Origin of the sequence: Rhizobium sp. AQ_MP, assembly GCF_014237835.1 — a bacterium.
Taxonomy (GTDB): Bacteria; Pseudomonadota; Alphaproteobacteria; order Rhizobiales; family Rhizobiaceae; genus Allorhizobium.
On the sequence record NZ_JACJVI010000004.1, the window covers coordinates 89,963 to 106,389 of the forward strand.

The 16,427-nt window shown below is 61.3% G+C and carries 21 protein-coding genes; 7 read left to right on the forward strand and 14 right to left on the reverse strand.

Annotated features, from left to right (window positions below):
- Positions 1 to 8 precede the first annotated feature (8 nt).
- Both H6M51_RS08415 and H6M51_RS08420 read left to right on the forward strand, forming a co-directional pair.
- Positions 9 to 620 carry a GNAT family N-acetyltransferase gene (locus tag H6M51_RS08415; protein ID WP_185809437.1) on the forward strand — a complete coding sequence of 204 codons (612 nt, stop codon included), beginning with the start codon at positions 9 to 11 and terminating at the stop codon, positions 618 to 620.
- Positions 617 to 3,529, forward strand: coding sequence for an EAL domain-containing protein (locus tag H6M51_RS08420; RefSeq protein ID WP_185809438.1), 2,913 nt, complete (start codon positions 617 to 619; stop codon positions 3,527 to 3,529). The genes H6M51_RS08415 and H6M51_RS08420 overlap by 4 nt, the downstream gene beginning before the upstream one ends.
- Positions 3,530 to 3,559: 30 nt before the next feature.
- On the opposite strand, the gene H6M51_RS08425 is transcribed toward H6M51_RS08420, so the two are convergent.
- Together H6M51_RS08425 and H6M51_RS24605 are read right to left on the reverse strand one after the other, a co-directional pair.
- Complete coding sequence (locus H6M51_RS08425; protein ID WP_185809439.1) at positions 3,560 to 4,165, reverse strand: YqgE/AlgH family protein; 606 nt, start codon at positions 4,163 to 4,165, stop codon at positions 3,560 to 3,562.
- A gap of 36 nt (positions 4,166 to 4,201) precedes the next feature.
- The gene (locus tag H6M51_RS24605) at positions 4,202 to 4,495 is read right to left on the reverse strand and encodes a hypothetical protein (RefSeq protein ID WP_246780448.1); all 294 of its coding nucleotides are present in this window, start codon (positions 4,493 to 4,495) and stop codon (positions 4,202 to 4,204) included.
- On the opposite strand from H6M51_RS24605, the gene H6M51_RS08430 reads away from it, so the two are divergent.
- Together H6M51_RS08430 and H6M51_RS08435 are read left to right on the forward strand one after the other, a co-directional pair.
- Positions 4,494 to 5,201, forward strand: coding sequence for a protein-disulfide reductase DsbD domain-containing protein (locus H6M51_RS08430; protein WP_246780449.1), 708 nt, complete (start codon positions 4,494 to 4,496; stop codon positions 5,199 to 5,201). The two genes, H6M51_RS24605 and H6M51_RS08430, sit on opposite strands and share 2 nt — an antisense overlap.
- A 72-nt stretch (positions 5,202 to 5,273) precedes the next feature.
- The gene (locus H6M51_RS08435) at positions 5,274 to 5,765 is read left to right on the forward strand and encodes a peroxiredoxin (RefSeq protein ID WP_185809441.1); all 492 of its coding nucleotides are present in this window, start codon (positions 5,274 to 5,276) and stop codon (positions 5,763 to 5,765) included.
- Positions 5,766 to 5,836: 71 nt separating this feature from the next.
- Here the strand turns inward: H6M51_RS08435 and H6M51_RS08440 are convergent, their stop codons facing one another.
- The gene (locus H6M51_RS08440; protein WP_185809442.1) at positions 5,837 to 6,145 is read right to left on the reverse strand and encodes a Dabb family protein; all 309 of its coding nucleotides are present in this window, start codon (positions 6,143 to 6,145) and stop codon (positions 5,837 to 5,839) included.
- Positions 6,146 to 6,592: 447 nt separating this feature from the next.
- Between H6M51_RS08440 and H6M51_RS08445 the strand changes: the two genes are divergently transcribed.
- On the forward strand, positions 6,593 to 7,114 hold the full coding sequence (locus H6M51_RS08445; protein ID WP_185809443.1) for an AlpA family transcriptional regulator: 522 nt from the start codon (positions 6,593 to 6,595) through the stop codon (positions 7,112 to 7,114).
- A 5-nt stretch (positions 7,115 to 7,119) separates the two neighbouring features.
- Here H6M51_RS08445 and rnhA read toward each other — a convergent pair whose 3' ends face one another.
- Positions 7,120 to 7,590 carry a ribonuclease HI gene (gene rnhA, locus H6M51_RS08450; protein WP_185809444.1) on the reverse strand — a complete coding sequence of 157 codons (471 nt, stop codon included), beginning with the start codon at positions 7,588 to 7,590 and terminating at the stop codon, positions 7,120 to 7,122.
- A complete protein-coding gene (locus H6M51_RS08455) occupies positions 7,587 to 8,552 on the reverse strand; it encodes a homoserine kinase (protein WP_185809445.1) in 966 nt (321 codons plus the stop codon). The genes rnhA and H6M51_RS08455 overlap by 4 nt, the downstream gene beginning before the upstream one ends.
- A gap of 207 nt (positions 8,553 to 8,759) precedes the next feature.
- Between H6M51_RS08455 and H6M51_RS08460 the strand changes: the two genes are divergently transcribed.
- Positions 8,760 to 9,005 carry a type II toxin-antitoxin system ParD family antitoxin gene (locus H6M51_RS08460; protein WP_185809446.1) on the forward strand — a complete coding sequence of 82 codons (246 nt, stop codon included), beginning with the start codon at positions 8,760 to 8,762 and terminating at the stop codon, positions 9,003 to 9,005.
- Entirely contained in the window at positions 8,995 to 9,294 is a 300-nt protein-coding gene (locus H6M51_RS08465) for a type II toxin-antitoxin system RelE/ParE family toxin (RefSeq protein ID WP_185809447.1), read from the forward strand. Before H6M51_RS08460 ends, H6M51_RS08465 begins: the two co-directional genes overlap by 11 nt.
- 7 nt (positions 9,295 to 9,301) lie before the next feature.
- On the opposite strand, the gene ispH is transcribed toward H6M51_RS08465, so the two are convergent.
- The 9 genes from ispH to ctaD all read right to left on the reverse strand — a co-directional run bounded on the left by ispH (position 9,302) and on the right by ctaD (position 16,425).
- Entirely contained in the window at positions 9,302 to 10,300 is a 999-nt protein-coding gene (gene ispH / locus H6M51_RS08470; protein ID WP_407073570.1) for a 4-hydroxy-3-methylbut-2-enyl diphosphate reductase, read from the reverse strand.
- Positions 10,301 to 10,310: 10 nt separating this feature from the next.
- A complete protein-coding gene (locus H6M51_RS08475) occupies positions 10,311 to 10,676 on the reverse strand; it encodes a DUF1304 domain-containing protein (protein ID WP_185809449.1) in 366 nt (121 codons plus the stop codon).
- A 71-nt stretch (positions 10,677 to 10,747) separates the two neighbouring features.
- Positions 10,748 to 11,491 carry an SURF1 family protein gene (locus tag H6M51_RS08480; protein WP_185809652.1) on the reverse strand — a complete coding sequence of 248 codons (744 nt, stop codon included), beginning with the start codon at positions 11,489 to 11,491 and terminating at the stop codon, positions 10,748 to 10,750.
- A 7-nt stretch (positions 11,492 to 11,498) separates the two neighbouring features.
- Complete coding sequence (locus H6M51_RS08485; protein ID WP_185809450.1) at positions 11,499 to 11,882, reverse strand: DUF983 domain-containing protein; 384 nt, start codon at positions 11,880 to 11,882, stop codon at positions 11,499 to 11,501.
- 141 nt (positions 11,883 to 12,023) lie between these two features.
- Entirely contained in the window at positions 12,024 to 12,899 is an 876-nt protein-coding gene (locus H6M51_RS08490) for a cytochrome c oxidase subunit 3 (RefSeq protein WP_185809451.1), read from the reverse strand.
- Positions 12,900 to 12,954: 55 nt separating this feature from the next.
- Positions 12,955 to 13,563: a cytochrome c oxidase assembly protein gene (locus H6M51_RS08495; RefSeq protein WP_185809452.1), complete on the reverse strand. Its 609-nt coding sequence runs from the start codon at positions 13,561 to 13,563 to the stop codon at positions 12,955 to 12,957.
- 13 nt (positions 13,564 to 13,576) lie between these two features.
- Positions 13,577 to 13,711, reverse strand: a complete 135-nt coding sequence (locus H6M51_RS24835; RefSeq protein WP_281418939.1) for a hypothetical protein — start codon at positions 13,709 to 13,711, stop codon at positions 13,577 to 13,579.
- Positions 13,711 to 14,667 carry a heme o synthase gene (locus H6M51_RS08500; RefSeq protein ID WP_185809453.1) on the reverse strand — a complete coding sequence of 319 codons (957 nt, stop codon included), beginning with the start codon at positions 14,665 to 14,667 and terminating at the stop codon, positions 13,711 to 13,713. Before H6M51_RS08500 ends, H6M51_RS24835 begins: the two co-directional genes overlap by 1 nt.
- A gap of 90 nt (positions 14,668 to 14,757) precedes the next feature.
- Positions 14,758 to 16,425 carry a cytochrome c oxidase subunit I gene (gene ctaD / locus H6M51_RS08505; protein ID WP_185809454.1) on the reverse strand — a complete coding sequence of 556 codons (1,668 nt, stop codon included), beginning with the start codon at positions 16,423 to 16,425 and terminating at the stop codon, positions 14,758 to 14,760.
- Between the last annotated feature and the right edge of the window lie 2 nt (positions 16,426 to 16,427).

The following is a 16,427-nucleotide window of genomic DNA, read 5'->3' on the forward strand; positions in this document are numbered from 1 at the left end:
GATTGACGATGACGCGCTCGGTCTTTCGGTTTCTGTCCCGGCAGCCGGATATGCCAGAGCTTGCGAGCGAGGGACATCTGCTGCGCCTGCCCCGCTTTCGCGATTTCGAGCAATGGCACCAGTTGCGCCGTGAAAGCCGTGCCTTCCTGCAGCCCTGGGAACCGACCTGGCGCGCCGACGAGCTTACCGAACGCGCCTTCCGTCAGCGGGTCCTGCGTAATGAACAGGAATTTCATTCCGGCATGGCGGTGCCTTTTTTTCTTTTCGATCGGGCCGAAAACACCATGCTGGGCGGGCTGACCATCGGCCTCATCCGGCGCGGAGCGGCGCAAAGCTGCATGATCGGCTACTGGATGGGCGAACGTTACGCGGGCCGGGGCCACATGTTTGCCGCACTTCAACTGGCTATTCCCTACATCTTCGGGCCACTTGAGTTGCACCGTATCGAAGCAGCCTGTATTCCGGACAACGTCAACAGCCTGCGGCTACTCGAAAAAGCGGGATTTGAGCGGGAAGGTCTTTTGCGCGACTATCTGAAAATCAACGGGCAATGGCGCGATCACCTGCTGTTCTCACGGATCGGCGACGCCAAGGTGCGGAACGGCAAGACGTCCTCATGACCATATCTGCCCCCCTGTCGTCCGTCGTGTCACGCGTGGCCGCCCTCTGGTCAGCGGCGCTTGCCTTGGCCTATGTCTGCCTGGCCGCTTCGGCTGCCTTTGCCGTCGAGCCGGTGAAGATCGCACGCGACGACAATGCGCTGGACCTGACAGCGACGACCGAGATCTATACGAACCAAGGCGAGGCTTTCCAGGTCTCTACGGCCGCCGGTGCCGACGGGATCCGCCGTCGCATCGAAGTGCGCTCGACATCCGAGGGGCATCAGGGCGACTGGGCGGTCTTTGCGCTCGCCAACGTTTCGGAAGAACAGCTCGAGCGCGTGATCGTCGCACCCCATTTCCGTCTCTCCGGCTCCAAGATGTTCTGGCCGGATCTCGGCTCGCAGCGCATTATGGCGATCACGCCATCGGAAGGCTTTGCGCTTGACCGGGTACCGAGCGCCGATGCCGACGTCTTTCGCATCACGCTGAACCCCGGCACGGTGATCACCTTCGTTGCGGAACTGGCGACGCCTGAACTGCCGCAGATCTATCTGTGGGAGCCCGACGCCTACAAGGACACGGTCAACGCCTTCACCCTCTATCGCGGCATCGTGCTTGGTATTGCCGGCCTGCTCGCTGTGTTCCTGACGATCCTTTTCGTGGTCAAGGGCACGTCAATGCTGCCAGCCGCCGCTGCTCTCGCCTGGGCGGTTCTTGCGTATATCTGCGTCGACTTCGGCTTCCTCGAAAAGCTGATCACGCTGACCTCCTCCGACATCCGAATATGGCGCGCGGGTGCGGAGGTGGCGCTTGCCTCGTCGCTCGTCATCTTCCTGTTCACCTATCTCAACCTCAACCGTTGGCATGTGCATCTCGGTTATGCGACGCTTGCCTGGATGCTGGGCCTCACCGTGCTCTTCGGTGTGGCGATCTTCGACCCGTCGATTGCCGCCGGTATTGCGCGCGTTTCCTTCGCACTGACGGGCGTCGTCGGCATCGCGCTGATCATCTATCTCGGCTTCAATCGCTACGACCGCGCCGTGCTTCTGGTGCCGACCTGGGCGCTGATCCTGGTCTGGCTCTTCGCCGGCTGGCTGACCGTGACCGGCCAGCTCGACAACGACATCATCCAGCCGGCGCTCGGCGGCGGGCTGGTTCTCATCGTTCTCCTCATCGGCTTCACGGTGATGCAGCACGCCTTTGCCGGCGGCGCCTACCAGCAGGGTCTGTTCTCAGACCTCGAACGCCAGTCGCTGGCGCTCACCGGATCCGGCGATACCGTCTGGGACTGGGACGTGGCGCGCGACCGTGTGGTAACGAGCCCGGACGTCTCTCTCCGTCTTGGCCTCTCGCCCGGCACCATGCACGGCCCTGCCCGCAACTGGCTGCCGCGCCTGCATCCTGATGACCGCGACCGCTTCCGCGCCACGCTCGACGTGCTGCTCGAACACCGCAAGGGCCGCCTCAGCCACGAATTCCGCATTCGCGCCGAAGACGGGCACTTCCACTGGCTGAAGATCCGCGCCCGGCCGGTGCTTGGCTCGAATGGCGAAGTCATCCGCTGTGTCGGCACGATCATCGATGTCACCGAGCAGAAAAACTCGATCGACCGGCTGCTGGTCGATGCCATGCACGACAATCTGACAGGCCTGCCCAACCGCGAAGTGTTCCTCGACCGGTTGCAGGCGATCCTGTCGCTGGCCTCGTCCTCCGAGAGCGTGCGGCCGACGGTGCTCGCCATCGACATCGACCGCTACAAGCAGGTGAATGATGCGCTCGGCATTGCCGCGGGCGACAATATCCTGATTGCCATCACCCGCCGCCTGCGTCGTTTGCTCAAACCGCAGGACACGCTGGCGCGCCTATCCGGAGACGAGTTCGGCCTGATCCTGGTGTCGGAAAAGGACCCGGCGAAGATCGCCGACTTTGCCGATGCCGTATCCAAGGCGATCATGGTGCCGCTCAACTTTGCCAATCGCGAAATCAATCTGACGGCCTCGATCGGCCTTGTTTCCTGGGTCGACCAGCAGGAAAGTGCCGCCAGCCTGCTTGCCGATGCCGAGCTTGCCATGTTCCGAGCGAAACGCTCCGGCGGCAACCGCGTCGAGCCCTTCCGCCCGGCCTTCCGCACGGTCAGCACCGATCGTCTGCAGCTGGAAACGGATCTCCGCCGCGCCATCGAGCGCAAGGAACTGTCGATGGCCTACCAGCCGATCGTCAAACTTGCGAATGGCGAGATCGCCGGTTTCGAGGCGCTCATGCGCTGGGATCATCCGAAGCGCGGCAATATCTCTCCGACCGAATTCATTCCGATCGCGGAAATGTCCGACCTGATCGAGCCGCTCGGCATGTTTGCGCTGGAGCGTGCCTCCAGCGACCTGATGGAATGGGAACGCCAGACGGGCGAACTGCCGGTCTTCGTTTCGGTCAACCTGTCCTCGGCGCAATTGATCTCGAGCGAAATCTACAACGACATCCGCGCCATGCTGGTGAAGACGCAGTGCGATCCGAAGCGGATCAAGCTGGAGCTCACCGAAAGCGTGGTGATGGAGAACCCGGAGCAGGCGCGCCTGATGCTGGAAAAGCTGAAGGATACGGGCATCAGCCTGGCGCTGGACGATTTCGGAACCGGCTATTCTTCGCTTGCCTACCTCACCCGCTTCCCCTTCGACACGATCAAGCTCGACAAGGCGCTGGTCTGCGACCAGTCGGACAAGAAGTCCGTGCTTCTGCGCTCCGTCGTCTCGATGGCGCGCGGGCTCGACATGCAGGTGGTGGCCGAGGGCATCCAGACCGACCAGGATGCCGCCGACCTCGCGATGATGGGCTGCGACTTCGGCCAGAGCTATCTCTTCGGCCCGCCGCTGGGCGCGGAGTCAGTGCTCAGGTTGCTCAAGGAGCGGTTTCCGCTGATGAAACGGGCGTAATCGAGAGGCCGCAGATCGCGGCCCCTTACCTCAAGCGTGTCCCGCCTCCATCGACAGCATCGCGGGATTGATGCCCATCAAGGCCAGTGCCCTGTCATACTTGTTGTCGAGGCTGCGATCGAAGATCAGGCTTTCGGTGGCGGCACAATGCAACCAGCCGTTCTGGGCAATTTCCTCTTCCAGCTGGCCCGGGCCCCAGCCGGCATAGCCGAGCAGCATGGTGGCGTGGCGGGGACCGCGGCCGTCGGAGATCGCACGGACGATATCGAGGGTGGCGGTCAGCGAGATATCGTCGCTGACGGGGATGGAGCTGTCCGAGAGATAGTCGTCGGAATGCAGCACGAAGCCGCGGTTTTGCTCCACCGGGCCGCCGCACTGGATGGGGAAATGGCGGGCGTGATCGGGCAGCATGATCGCATCGTTGCGGTCGATCAGCTCCAGATGCAGGAGCAGATCCGCGAAGGTGACCGATTGGGCACGATTGATGATGAAACCCATGGCACCCGCATCGGAATGGGCGCAGATATAGACCACGGAACGGGCGAAGTTGCCGTCTGCCATGCCGGGCATGGCGATCAGCAGCTGGCCATCCAGGAAGCCGCGCTCTCTCAGACTGGTTTTGGACGACAATGCCATGCCCGCCTCCTTGGTTTGCCTCGAGGGCAATCGGCTTCATGCGTGGTTCAGATGTGGTCTCTTCTTCAAGATGGGGCAGAAGACGATTGTGATCAACCCAAAATGATGACCATGAAGCAAGCGTGACTGGCGAATGTGAGAATGATCTTCTACAGCCTGAGACATGACCTTGAGGATGAAAACAGAGATGTCTTGTTCGCGCCCTTTGCGGGTCTTTCGGGCCGCGCGGCCGATATTGCTTGCGGTAATCATTGGGCTGATGCCGATGGTGACCGGCCTTAACGCCCTTGCAGCGAGCAGCGACTGGGCCGTGAACGAAGGCGGCCGCATGCGGCTCATCCTGTTGCCGGAAGGACCGGACGGGCTTCGGCTGGGCGCCCTTGTGATCGAACCCAAGCCCGGCTGGATCACCTATTGGAAAGAACCGGGCGATGTCGGCATTCCGCCGGCGATCACACCTGCGCCGGGTGCGCCCTATACGGTCGAAGACCTGGGTTTTCCGATACCGAAGGTGATGGAAAGCGGCGAGATCACGGATGTGGGCTACGACGAACCGGTAACGCTTCCGCTGACGCTGAAAAACGCGCCCGACAGCATGGGCGTCACGCTCAATGCCTTTGTCGGCGTCTGTCAGAATATCTGCATTCCGTTCCAGGCCGATCTCCGGGTGCCGCCGGACGAGGCAGGGGTGAGCAATCCGGTTGAGGCAGCGCTGGTTCGTTCGGCGCGCGCCCAGGTGCCGCCCGGCCCTGCACCCGATTTTCATGTGGTTGCCCACGAACTGAGTGCAGACCGGAAGGAACTGACCATCCGCCTGAAGATGCCAACCTCCGGCGAGGCACCGAAGGCCTTCGTGCGAGGCCCCAGCGGACACGTGTTTGTCGAGGCCACTACCAGCCAAGGCGCCGAGGGCGAGACCTTGCTCACGCTCCCGATCGGAAAGCTGCCGAAGAAGTATGACGTCTCCGGCAAGGAATGGGGTCTGCTGGTCGTCAGCGGCGGGCGCGCAATGGAAACCAAGCTTGCCTTTGATTGACCCATTCCTATATTCGCCTCGATTGCCATCCCGGAGGGGTTCCGAGTGGCGCAACCAAGCGAGGACGACTTCATGACCATTGCCATTGGCGAAAAGCTGCCCCAGGCCACCTTCAAGGAAAAGACCGCCGACGGTCCGGTGGAGATCACCACGGAACAGCTGTTTGCCGGCAAGAAGGTCGTTGTTTTTGCCGTTCCCGGCGCCTTCACCCCCACCTGCACCCTGAACCATCTGCCGGGCTATCTCGAGAACCGTGACGCGCTGATGGCGCGCGGCGTCGACGACATCGCCGTCCTCTCCGTCAATGACTGGCATGTCATGGGCGCCTGGGCCCAGCATTCCGGCGGCATGGGCAAGATCCACTTCCTCGCCGACTGGGACGCCTCCTTCACCAAGGCGCTCGGCCTCGACGCCGACCTTTCGGGCGGCGGCCTCGGCGTGCGCTCCAAACGCTATTCCATGTTGGTGGAAGATGGCGTGGTAAAGAGCCTGAATGTCGAGGAAAATCCGGGACAGGCAACCGTTTCGTCGGCTGCGACGATGATCGAGCAGCTCGGCGCGTAAGCTATATCGAGAATTCTCGGAGAATTTTCAGAGGCTCGGGAAACCGGGCCTCTTTCCGTTTCGATCGCGGCTCAATGAGCGAGGTCGAAGACGAGTATGCCGGCAAGTCCTCCATCGGTGGCGCTGACGATGCGCTCGCCGACCTCGATATGCTTCGGGTGCTTCAGGTAGTAATCGCGGACCACCTCATCCTCGAAGGTGACGATGAAGCCGTCATTATAGCCGCCCGTCAGCCCCTCGGGCGAAACATTGGCACCCGCCTTCACCTCCAGCATGCCCGGCACCACGTCCTTCAAATCGGCAATCGCCGCGTAGATCGCCTGCTTTTCGGCTTCCTGAACGGCAGCCTTGAAGCGCAGGAACACGCAGTGCTGGATCATGGATGTCTCCCGTCGGTTTTGTTTTGACGGGAGCATAGGGGCAACGGAGGAAAGGGCAAGGGGAGGACGTGCTTGCTGTGCCATTGCGACGGACGACATGTTCCAGCAGACTACAACCGGAGATAATCACAGCATCGGTTGTCATCTGACAACCGATGCTGTAGGATCTTTGGGGCAATCGGTGAGGCGCAGGCATCCGAACAAGGATATCGAAGAAGCCTTGCGTTACGCGGAGGTACAAGGTTGGCGCGTCGAGGTCGGTGGCAGTCATGCCTGGGGTCGCATCTATTGTCCCTATGACGACGAGACATGCCGATGCGGAGAATTCTGTATCACGAGCATCTGGAGCACGCCGGCCAGTCCAACGAACCATGCACGCGCCATCCGACGCGTTGTGGACCGCTGCAGTCGCCGATCGGATGAACGCGGGTTTTGAAAGGGCTGCGGATGAACGATTACCTCTTCGTACTGAAGTATCGACTTCCTCCTGATCTAGAGGTTGGCGCGGTCGTCGAAAGGCTCGGAGCAGCCGGCTGTACCGATGCACTTGTCGGCATCGGGATCGCGGGACGGCTCGCGCTTGAATTCGATCGAACTGCAGCCAATGCATTCGACGCCATCATCAGCGCGATCACGGATGTTCAGGACGCCTTGCCCCATGCCGAACTCATCGAAGTGGGCCCCGATCTCGTCGGTCTGAGCGACATCGCCGATTTCGTTGCCGTAAGCCGCCAGAATATCCGCAAGCTGATGGTCGGCAACCCAGCGGCGCCTCTCCCGGTCCATGACGGTACGACGACACTCTGGCCCCTGGCGGAGGTTCTGGATTGGTTGTTTGCAGAGAAGGGCTACCCGCCACAGCCCGTATTGCGCGAAACGGCAATGGCAGCGCGGAGCGTGAATATGGACCGTCAAAGGCTTCGTTATGACGTACTGAAGCGGGTCGACCTGCAGCCCGCAGCAGGCTGACTGCTTTACTTCACCATCAGCGACTTCGGAAAACCGCCGGTCTTCTTGAAGGGCTCCATGCCCTTGCGGGCGAGTTCGTCGGCGCGTTCGTTTTCCGGATGGCCGGCATGGCCCTTGACCCAGTGCCACTTGACCTTGTGGCGCTGGTTGGCGGCGTCGAGCGCCTGCCAGAGCTCACCGTTTTTCACAGGCTTCTTGTCGGCGGTCTTCCAGCCGTTCTTCTTCCAGCCGAAGATCCACTTGGAGATGCCGTCCATCACATATTTGCTGTCCGTGTAGAGGTCCACCTCGCAGGCATCCTTCAGCGCGTTGAGCGCCGTGATCGTGGCGAGCAGTTCCATGCGGTTGTTGGTCGTGTCGGCCTCGCCACCGGAAAGCTCCTTCTCGACCTCGCCGTAGCGCAGCACGGCGCCCCAGCCACCGGGGCCGGGATTGCCGGAGCAGGCGCCATCTGTGTAGATCTCGACATGTTTCATGCGATCAGTCCGTATTCGGAGGCATTGGTGACCGCGCGGTGGAAGCGCAGTTTTTTCAGATATTCGAGCGGGTCCTTCTTCACCACAAGCGCGCCGGCCGGCGTCGTCAGCCAGTCGTAGAGGCGGGTGAGGAAGAAGCGCAGCGCGGAGCCTCGGCAGAGGATCGGCAGGGCCTCGATCTCGGCGGCCGAGAGCGGGCGCACGGACTGGTAGCCTTCGATCATCGCCTTGCCCTTGGTGATGTTGTAGGCACCGTCCTTCTCAAAGCACCACGAGTTCAGGCAGATCGAGAGGTCGTAGACCAGCAGGTCATTGCAGGCGAAGTAGAAGTCGATCAGGCCCGACAAGTTGTCGCCAAGAAAGAAGACATTGTCCGGGAACAGGTCGGCATGGATGACGCCCGCGGGCAGATCCTTCGGCCAGTGGGTGGCGAGGAAATCCAGTTCCGCACCGATCTCCGCTTCGAGCCCCTCCTCCACCTCGTCGGCGCGCGCCTCTGACTTTGCCCAGAGCATCTGCCAGCCTTCCAGCGACAGCGCATTCGGGCGCGTCAGCTCGAAGCCTTCGCCGGCAATGTGCATCCTGGCGAGTGCTGCCCCCACTTCGCGGCAGTGCTGCGCCTCCGGCTTTCTCAGCCACATGCCCTCCAGGAAGGAGATGAGCGCTGCCGGCCGGCCGGAGAGCTCGCCGAGCAATTCGCCATCCCTGCGCGGCAGGGGCAGCGGGCAGTTCAGACCACGTTCGGAGAGGTGATGCATCAGGCCGAGGAAAAACGGCAGGTCGGACTTCTCGACGCGCTTTTCGTAGAGCGTCAGGATCAGAGGTGATTTCGAGGTGTGGAGCAGAAAGTTGGAGTTTTCCACGCCCTCGGCGATGCCCTTGTAGGACAGCAACTCTCCGGCGTCATATTGCGCGAGAAAGGCCTTGAGGTCGATTTCGTTGATATCGGTATAGACTGCCACAGCGCTCAGGTTCCGTGCCGCTTGAAGATCGACCGAGTCCTATAACGGGCGGACGGACAGTGCCAGCCCCGCAGCGACACGGGGCACAGGAAATGGGACGGTGATGACCCACTGCGATTGCTAAGCTCGACGAGCCCTCAGCGCCTTTGTTGCGCCTCTTACGGGAATACAGTAAGTTCTGGGTTCTGAGCGGCGTATGAGGAGATCATGAGCGGTACAACGAGCATCAATCTCGGAGATCACTTCACCGCATTGCTCGAGAAGTTGACGACTAGCGGTCGATATGGATCAGCAAGTGAGGCCGTCCGCGCTGGCCTTCGGCTTCTTGAGGCGGAAGAGCTAAAAGTCGAAGCACTGCTGAACGCCCTGGATGAGGGTGAGCAAAGCGGCGAGAGCGCACGGACCCTTGATGAAATCATTGGGGAGGCGAAAGCGCGGCAGCATGCAGGCTAGCTATGCCCTTTCGCGTGCCGCAGACCGAGACATCCTAACCCTGCTTGTAAGCAGCATCGACACGTTCGGTGCATTTCAGACTGATGTCTATATCAATGGGCTCCGCGATATTTTCGCCATGCTCGCAACGCATCCGGGATCAGGCGTGGCCTTTATCCATCCGCGAACTCATCGAACCTACCGCCGGTTCCACCATGGCAGTCATGTGATCTATTATCGCCAGCGCGCTACCGACATTCTGATTGTCCGCGTTCTACATGCCAGGATGCTGCCCGAAAAGCACCTGTGAACACACCTCACCCATTCACCCAGGCCATGTCCTCCCGGGTGAGCTCCACATCGCGCAGTTCGCGATTGACGAGGAAATGCTCGTTCTCTTCCGCGGTGATGGCGAGTTCGACCTTTGCGTCGAAACGTTCGCGGAAGGCGTCGATGATTTCGTCGACGATGACCTCAGGCGCCGATGCCCCGGCGGAAATGCCGAGGGTGCCGATCTCACCGATTTCGGCCCAGTCAATCTCGGAGGCGCGCTGGACCAGCATCGAACGGGTAGCCCCTGCCCTCAAGGCGACTTCGACGAGGCGCTTGGAATTGGAAGAATTCGGTGCGCCGACGACGATGAAGAGATCGCAGCCGGGGGCGGCCTGCTTGACGGCCTCCTGGCGGTTGGTCGTCGCGTAGCAGATGCTGTCGGCCGAAGGGGCCGTCAGATTGGGGAAGCGCTCCATAAGACGCGCGATCACGCCTGCCGTGTCGTCGACGGAAAGCGTCGTTTGGGTCACATAGCCAAGATTGTCGGGATCAGCAGGCTGGTAGGCGTCGGCATCCTCGATCGTTTCGATCAGTGAGACGCTTCCAGGCGGCAGCTGGCCCATGGTGCCGATCACTTCCGGATGGCCTTCGTGACCGATCAGAATGACATGGCGGCCAAGGCGCTGGTGACGCATGGCCTGCTTGTGGACCTTGGAGACCAGCGGACAGGTGGCGTCGAGATAGAAGAGGTTGCGGCTTGTCGCATCCTCCGGCACCGATTTCGGCACGCCATGGGCCGAGAAGACGACCGGCTGCAGGCGATGCTCGGCAGGGATTTCGTCGAGCTCCTCGACGAAGATCGCACCCTTGGCTTCCAGCCCTTCAACCACATACCTATTGTGGACGATCTCGTGGCGGACATAGACCGGCGCCCCGTAACGCTTCAAGGCGAGTACGACGATCTGGATCGCGCGATCGACGCCGGCGCAGAAGCCGCGCGGGCCGCAAAGCCTGATCGTCAGAGGGGGGCGGTTCATGTGCATGTTCATCGGGTCAACCGGCAATCAGGACAGCGAGAATGGCGAGTGCGGCGGGAAGAGCCTGGATGACGAAGATCGTCCTTGAGGCCGTCGCACCTCCATATAGGCCCGCGACCAGCACGCAGCCAAGGAAAAACAACTGAATTTGAAAACCGAAGGCGAGATCGGGCTGCAGAAGACCCCAGATCAGGCCGGCAGCGAGGAAGCCGTTGTAGAGGCCCTGATTGGCCGCCATGACCTTGGTCGCTTCGGCCTGTTCGGGCTTCAAACCGAAGGCACGGCGGCCGGTCGGCGTTGTCCAGAGAAACATCTCGAGGACGAGAATGTAGATATGTTCGAGCGCGACCAGCGCCACCAGTGTTGCAGCGACGTAAGACATGCAATCCCCCTTCAGGAGCGGCCGATTCAGACCGCAGGTCGAGCGTGTTTAGACCAAAAGAGGGTCAGGGACTATCGGGATCTGCGCTTGAAGAGACCCGCCACCGTCACGGCCACAAGGGCGATGGCCAGGCCGTACCAGGTGATGGCGTATTGCATGTGGTTGTTGGGAAGGTCGATCTGGGTCACGCCGCCCTTCGGGAGCCCTCCAGCCACCGGCGCTGCGTCGGCATCCAGGAAGAAAGGCAGGACGCGATCGATGGGAAGATCGACCGAGGCCGCCATGCGCGTCAGATCCTTCCAATAGAAGATGTTCGCCGCTTCGTCATTGTCGGGCACGAGTGAGGACGGCTTTTCTGCCAGTTTCGCGCGGGCGAGACCGGTGACGGTCTGCATGCCCTCGACCTGGCCTTCGCTGCGGCTTAGCGGATCCTTGCGGTCGTAGGGCACGAAGCCCCGGTTCACGAAGAGATAACGGCCATCGGCGAGTTCGAGCGGCGTGTAGAGATAAAATCCCGATTGTCCCTGGAAGGTGGCGAGGAAGTGGCGCTCCTTGTCATGGAGATAGCGCCCCGCGCTGCTCGCATGGCGGTAATCGATCGGCTCGCCCGCCGCCAGCTGTCGCTCCACCTCCGCGATGCTGATCGCGGCTGCGGTGCTGCGAGCCTGGATATCGGCGAGAAGAGTTTCCTTCCAATGCAGTCGGTTGACCTGCCAGGTGCCGAGCGAGAGGAGGATGATAAGCGCCGCCGGCACCAGGATCGTCGCCAGCCAGAAGCGCCAAGTGCCGCGGCCGGCGTCCTTGCCCTGCCCCATCCGCCTGTCAGCCACGGTCTATCACTCCCTGCGAGGCATTGTGCTTGTATTGGAGCGCGATCAGCAGCGCTTTCAAAAAGCGCATCAGCCAAAGCGTCAGTGCCACACCGAGCGGGGCGAAGACGAGGATGTGGAGCCATACGGAGGGTTGATAGGTCAACTCCACCCAGACGGCGAAACCCACCACGAGCAGATCCGCCAGAAGAATGACAAAGATCGCGGGGCCGTCGCCCGCATCGATCCAGGAGAGATCCAGGCCGCAGGCATTGCAGCGTGTCTTGGGCTTCAGCAGTCCATCGAAGAGTTTGCCGGTACCGCATCGCGGGCAGGAGGCTGTCAGCGCTGCCTTGACCGGTTCCACCGGCGGGAATTTTGCCTTGTCGTCGGTCATCTGACTCTCCTCGCTGCTCAGTTGCTGTCCCTCGCCAACCCATAGAGCACCGGAGCGTTCCCTCCCAGTGCCGGATCGTCGCATGAGGCCGAAAGCACGAAGGGCGGCTTGCGCCGCCCTTCTGAAATCGTATCACCCGGATCAGTGGGCGAGCGGTGCGCCCCAATCGCCCCAGATGTAGATGGCGAAGAAGAGGAACAGCCAGACCACGTCGACGAAGTGCCAGTACCAAGCAGCCGCTTCGAAGCCGAAATGCTGCTTCGGGGTAAAGTGGCCGGCAAGCGCACGGAACAGGCAGACGATCAGGAAGATCGTGCCGACCAGAACGTGGAAGCCGTGGAAGCCGGTCGCCATGAAGAAGGTCGCGCCGTAGATCGAATTCTTGAAGTCGAACGGCGAGTGGATGTACTCGTAGGCCTGCACGAAGGAGAACAGGATGCCGAGCAACACGGTCAGCACGAGGCCATAGACGAGGCCCTTGCGGTCATTGTGCAGCATGGCATGGTGCGCCCAGGTCACGCAGGTGCCGGACAGCAGCAGGATGACGGTGTTGTAGAGCGGCAGGTGCCAGGGATCGACGACCTCGATGCCAACAGGCGGCCACTGGCCACCGGTGAATTCGACGCGGCTGGCCTGGATCGCTTCATTGGCGAAGAGGCTGGCGTCGAAGAAGGCCCAGAACCAGGCAACGAAGAACATCACTTCGGAAGCGATGAACATGATCATGCCGTAGCGAAGATGCAGCGAGACGACGCGGGTGTGATGACCGTCGTGCGCTTCCTTGATGGTGTCGGCCCACCAGGCGAACATCGTGAAGAGCACGATCGCCAGACCGATGAAGAAGAGCCACGGATTGGCAAAGTCAACGCCGAACAGGTTCAGCGAGCCGCCGTTCAGGTAGCGCATGTAGCCAACGCCACCAAAGGTGAGGACGAAGGCGCCGATCGAGGCCAGAAGCGGCCAGGGGCTCGGATCGATGATGTGGTAGTCGTGGTTCTTCTGGTGCGCTTCGGCCATTTCAGCAATCCCCGAATGTCAATTTCATTACGAGTTCCGGCGAACCGGAGCCCTCTCACAGTTTCGGCTGTTCCTTGCCTTCCTCGACCGCCAGAGCGGCCACCGGCTTCTGATCATTGCGCGGGTAGAAGGTGTAGGACAGGGTAATCGTGCCGATGCCCTTTGTCTCCTCCGAGTCTACGATGGAGGGATCAACAAAGAACACGACCGGCATTTCGAGCGTCTCGCCGGGCTGCAACGTGGTCTCGGTGAAGCAGAAGCACTGGACCTTGTTGAAGTATGCACCAGCCTCGAGAGGCGTGACGTTGAATATGGCCTCGCCGGTCACAGGATGCGGCGAGTTGTTGGTGGCGGTATAGGTCACCTGTACCGTCTCGCCGATCTTCGGCGTGACCTTCTTGTCCACCGACTTGAAGTCCCAGTTCAGGCCGGGCGCCGAATTGGCGTCGAAGGTGACGTTGATCGTGCGATCGAGCACAACATCCGACATCTGATCGACACGCTGGGTGGTGCCGCCGAAACCGGTGACCTGGCAGAACAGCTGGTAAAGCGGCACGGCTGCATAGGCCATGCCGACCATGGAACCGACGAAGACGACGCAAGCGGCCGCCACGCCGACATTGCGGCGGTTCGATACCTTTGTGTTGTCGTGCGATACAGTCACGGTACGAGCCTCGTTAACCCACGTTGCCGATCTTAATGATGGTAATGACGTAGAAAATGATCACCAGCGCTGCCAGGACCACGCCAAGGGCGATGTTGCGGCCTCTGCGCGACTTCTTCTGCTTTTCGTTCAGCTCGACGGTCTCCATCAGACAGCACCCCCGAGCATGACCGCCAGCGGCGCGACATAGAAGTCGATCATCAGGGCCGAGAAGATGGCGAAGAGATAGAAGATCGAATAGGCAAACAGCTTCTTTGCCGGAACCATCTTCTCATCGCCGTCGGCCATGCGCCAGACGGCGATGGAACAGTGGACGAAGACGGCGCCAAGGAGCGCGGCGACGATCCCGTAGCCGACCGAGGACAGGCCGGTGAATGTCGGCAATACGCCGGTCACGGCAGTCAGCACCGCATAAAGCGTGATCTGGCGCTTGGTCGAGGGAATGCCCGCGACATTCGGCATCATCGGCACGCCGACATCGCCATAATCCTTCATCTTGAACAGTGCGAGCGCCCAGAAGTGCGCCGGGGTCCAAAGGAAGATGATCATGAACAGAATGAAGCTGTCGAGCGAGACGCCGCCGGTGACACAGGCCCAGCCGACCATGGGCGGGAAGGCGCCGGCCGCACCGCCGATGACGATGTTCTGCGGGGTCGAGCGCTTCAGCCACATCGTGTAGACGACGGCATAGAAGAAGATGGTGAAGGCCAGCAGGCCAGCGGCAAACCAGTTGACCGCAAGACCCAGCACGCCGACGGAAAAGACCGAGAGAACCAGACCGAAGGCGAGTGCCTCCTGCGGCGTTACACGGCCGGCGGGGACAGGACGGGTCGCGGTTCGCGACATGATCGCGTCGATGTCGGCGTCATACCACATGTTGAGCGCACCCGACGCACCGGCGCCGACGGCAATGCAGAGGATGGCGATAAAGCCGATGATCGGATTGATGTCGCCCGGCGCAAGGATAAGCCCGGCGAGCGCGGTGAAGACGACGAGCGACATGACCCGCGGCTTCAGGAGCGCGAAGAAATCGCGTGGGCCGGCTTCGGACAGGCGAACCTCGCCTTCGATGCCGAATACGTCGCGATTGTCGATGACCGTCATGCTTTCGGATTCCGTCTTTCGTTTGGCTTTTCGGGCGCCGCGATCCTGATGACCGCGGCGCCCGAGAGTGTGGCGCGGGTTGCGCGCTGCTTACTTGATCTTCGGCAGCTGTTCCCACTGGTGGTACGGCGGCGGCGAAGAGAGCTGCCATTCCAGCGTGGTCGCACCTTCACCCCAGGGGTTGTCGCCAGCGACGCGCTTCTTGGCGAAGGCTTCGAAGACACCATAGAGGAAGACGAGAACAGCAAAGGCCGAGATGTAGGAGCCGATCGACGAGACATAGTTCCAGCCGGCATAGGCATCCGGATAGTCGATGTAGCGGCGCGGCATGCCTGCAAGGCCGAGAAAGTGCTGCGGGAAGAACACCAGGTTGACGCCGATGAACATGATCCAGAAGTGCAGCTTGCCGACGAACTCGTTGTACATGTAGCCGGTGATCTTCGGGAACCAGTAGTACCAGCCGGCGAAGATCGCGAAGACGGCGCCGAGCGACAGAACGTAGTGGAAGTGAGCCACGACGTAGTAGGTGTCATGCAGCGAACGGTCGAGGCCGGCATTGGCGAGCTGGACGCCCGTGACGCCGCCGACGGTGAACAGGAAGATGAAGCCGATCGACCAGACCATCGGGGTCTTGAAGCTCAGCGAACCACCCCACATCGTCGCGATCCAGGAGAAGATCTTGATGCCGGTCGGCACCGCGATGACCATGGTCGCGAAGAGGAAGTAGCGTTGGGCGGCAAGCGAGAGGCCAACCGTATACATGTGGTGTGCCCAGACGACGAAGCCGACGGCACCGATGCCGACCATGGCATAGGCCATGCCGAGGTAGCCGAAGACCGGCTTCTTCGAGAAGGTCGATACGATGTGGCTGACGATGCCGAAGCCGGGCAGGATCAGGATGTAGACTTCCGGGTGACCGAAGAACCAGAACAGGTGCTGGTAGAGAACCGGGTCACCACCGCCTTCGGGCGAGAAGAAGGTCGTGCCGAAGTTGCGGTCGGTGAGCAGCATGGTGATGCCGCCGGCGAGAACCGGGAGCGACAGCAGGAGCAGGAAGGCGGTGACCAGAACGGCCCAGGCGAAGAGCGGCATCTTGTGCAGCGTCATGCCCGGAGCGCGCATGTTGAGGATGGTGGTGATGAAGTTGATCGCACCGAGGATCGAGGACGCACCGGAAACGTGAAGCGCGAAGATCGCCAGGTCAACCGCCGGACCGGGCTGACCCGAGGTCGCGAGCGGCGGATAGAGCGTCCAGCCACCACCGACACCATAACCGCCGGCCGGGCCTTCGACGAACATCGAGAGCACGAGCAGCAGGAAGGCCGGGACGATCAGCCAGAAGGAGATGTTGTTGAGGCGCGGGAAAGCCATGTCCGGAGCACCGATCATGATCGGGATCATCCAGTTGGCGAAGCCGCCGATCAGCGCTGGCATGACCATGAAGAAGATCATGATCAGAGCGTGCGCCGTCGTGAAGACGTTATACATGTGCTTGCCGCCATCGATGGCGGCATCGCCTTCGAAGCCGTAGACCATGGAGGCCAGACCGTGGAAGATCTGGATGCCGGGGTCCTGCAGCTCCATACGCATGGCAACCGAGAGGCCGGCACCGATGATGCCCGCGACGATCGCGAAGATCAGGTAGAGGGTGCCGATGTCCTTGTGGTTGGTCGACAGGAACCAGCGGGCGAAGAAGCCCGGCTTATGGTCGTGATGCGCACCGTGCGCGTGTTCGTCGTGGGCAACAGAGCCAGCCATTG

What these genes read in the sequence shown, in the direction of transcription:
- H6M51_RS08490 (WP_185809451.1), bottom strand. Translation starts at nt 12,899, where the DNA reads ATGGCCGAAGCGCACCAGAAGAACCACGACTACCACATCATCGATCCG.
- H6M51_RS08465 (WP_185809447.1), top strand. Translation starts at nt 8,995, where the DNA reads ATGCAGGCTAGCTATGCCCTTTCGCGTGCCGCAGACCGAGACATCCTA.
- rnhA (WP_185809444.1), bottom strand. Translation starts at nt 7,590, where the DNA reads ATGAAACATGTCGAGATCTACACAGATGGCGCCTGCTCCGGCAATCCC.
- H6M51_RS08485 (WP_185809450.1), bottom strand. Translation starts at nt 11,882, where the DNA reads ATGACCGACGACAAGGCAAAATTCCCGCCGGTGGAACCGGTCAAGGCA.
- H6M51_RS08420 (WP_185809438.1), top strand. Translation starts at nt 617, where the DNA reads ATGACCATATCTGCCCCCCTGTCGTCCGTCGTGTCACGCGTGGCCGCC.
- ctaD (WP_185809454.1), bottom strand. Translation starts at nt 16,425, where the DNA reads ATGGCTGGCTCTGTTGCCCACGACGAACACGCGCACGGTGCGCATCAC.
- H6M51_RS08500 (WP_185809453.1), bottom strand. Translation starts at nt 14,667, where the DNA reads ATGACGGTCATCGACAATCGCGACGTATTCGGCATCGAAGGCGAGGTT.
- H6M51_RS08425 (WP_185809439.1), bottom strand. Translation starts at nt 4,165, where the DNA reads ATGGCATTGTCGTCCAAAACCAGTCTGAGAGAGCGCGGCTTCCTGGAT.
- H6M51_RS08475 (WP_185809449.1), bottom strand. Translation starts at nt 10,676, where the DNA reads ATGTCTTACGTCGCTGCAACACTGGTGGCGCTGGTCGCGCTCGAACAT.
- H6M51_RS24605 (WP_246780448.1), bottom strand. Translation starts at nt 4,495, where the DNA reads ATGCGGCCGCCTTCGTTCACGGCCCAGTCGCTGCTCGCTGCAAGGGCG.
- H6M51_RS24835 (WP_281418939.1), bottom strand. Translation starts at nt 13,711, where the DNA reads ATGGAGACCGTCGAGCTGAACGAAAAGCAGAAGAAGTCGCGCAGAGGC.
- H6M51_RS08430 (WP_246780449.1), top strand. Translation starts at nt 4,494, where the DNA reads ATGCGGCTCATCCTGTTGCCGGAAGGACCGGACGGGCTTCGGCTGGGC.
- H6M51_RS08440 (WP_185809442.1), bottom strand. Translation starts at nt 6,145, where the DNA reads ATGATCCAGCACTGCGTGTTCCTGCGCTTCAAGGCTGCCGTTCAGGAA.
- H6M51_RS08435 (WP_185809441.1), top strand. Translation starts at nt 5,274, where the DNA reads ATGACCATTGCCATTGGCGAAAAGCTGCCCCAGGCCACCTTCAAGGAA.
- H6M51_RS08445 (WP_185809443.1), top strand. Translation starts at nt 6,593, where the DNA reads ATGAACGATTACCTCTTCGTACTGAAGTATCGACTTCCTCCTGATCTA.
- ispH (WP_407073570.1), bottom strand. Translation starts at nt 10,300, where the DNA reads ATGCACATGAACCGCCCCCCTCTGACGATCAGGCTTTGCGGCCCGCGC.
- H6M51_RS08460 (WP_185809446.1), top strand. Translation starts at nt 8,760, where the DNA reads ATGAGCGGTACAACGAGCATCAATCTCGGAGATCACTTCACCGCATTG.
- H6M51_RS08415 (WP_185809437.1), top strand. Translation starts at nt 9, where the DNA reads ATGACGCGCTCGGTCTTTCGGTTTCTGTCCCGGCAGCCGGATATGCCA.
- H6M51_RS08480 (WP_185809652.1), bottom strand. Translation starts at nt 11,491, where the DNA reads ATGGGGCAGGGCAAGGACGCCGGCCGCGGCACTTGGCGCTTCTGGCTG.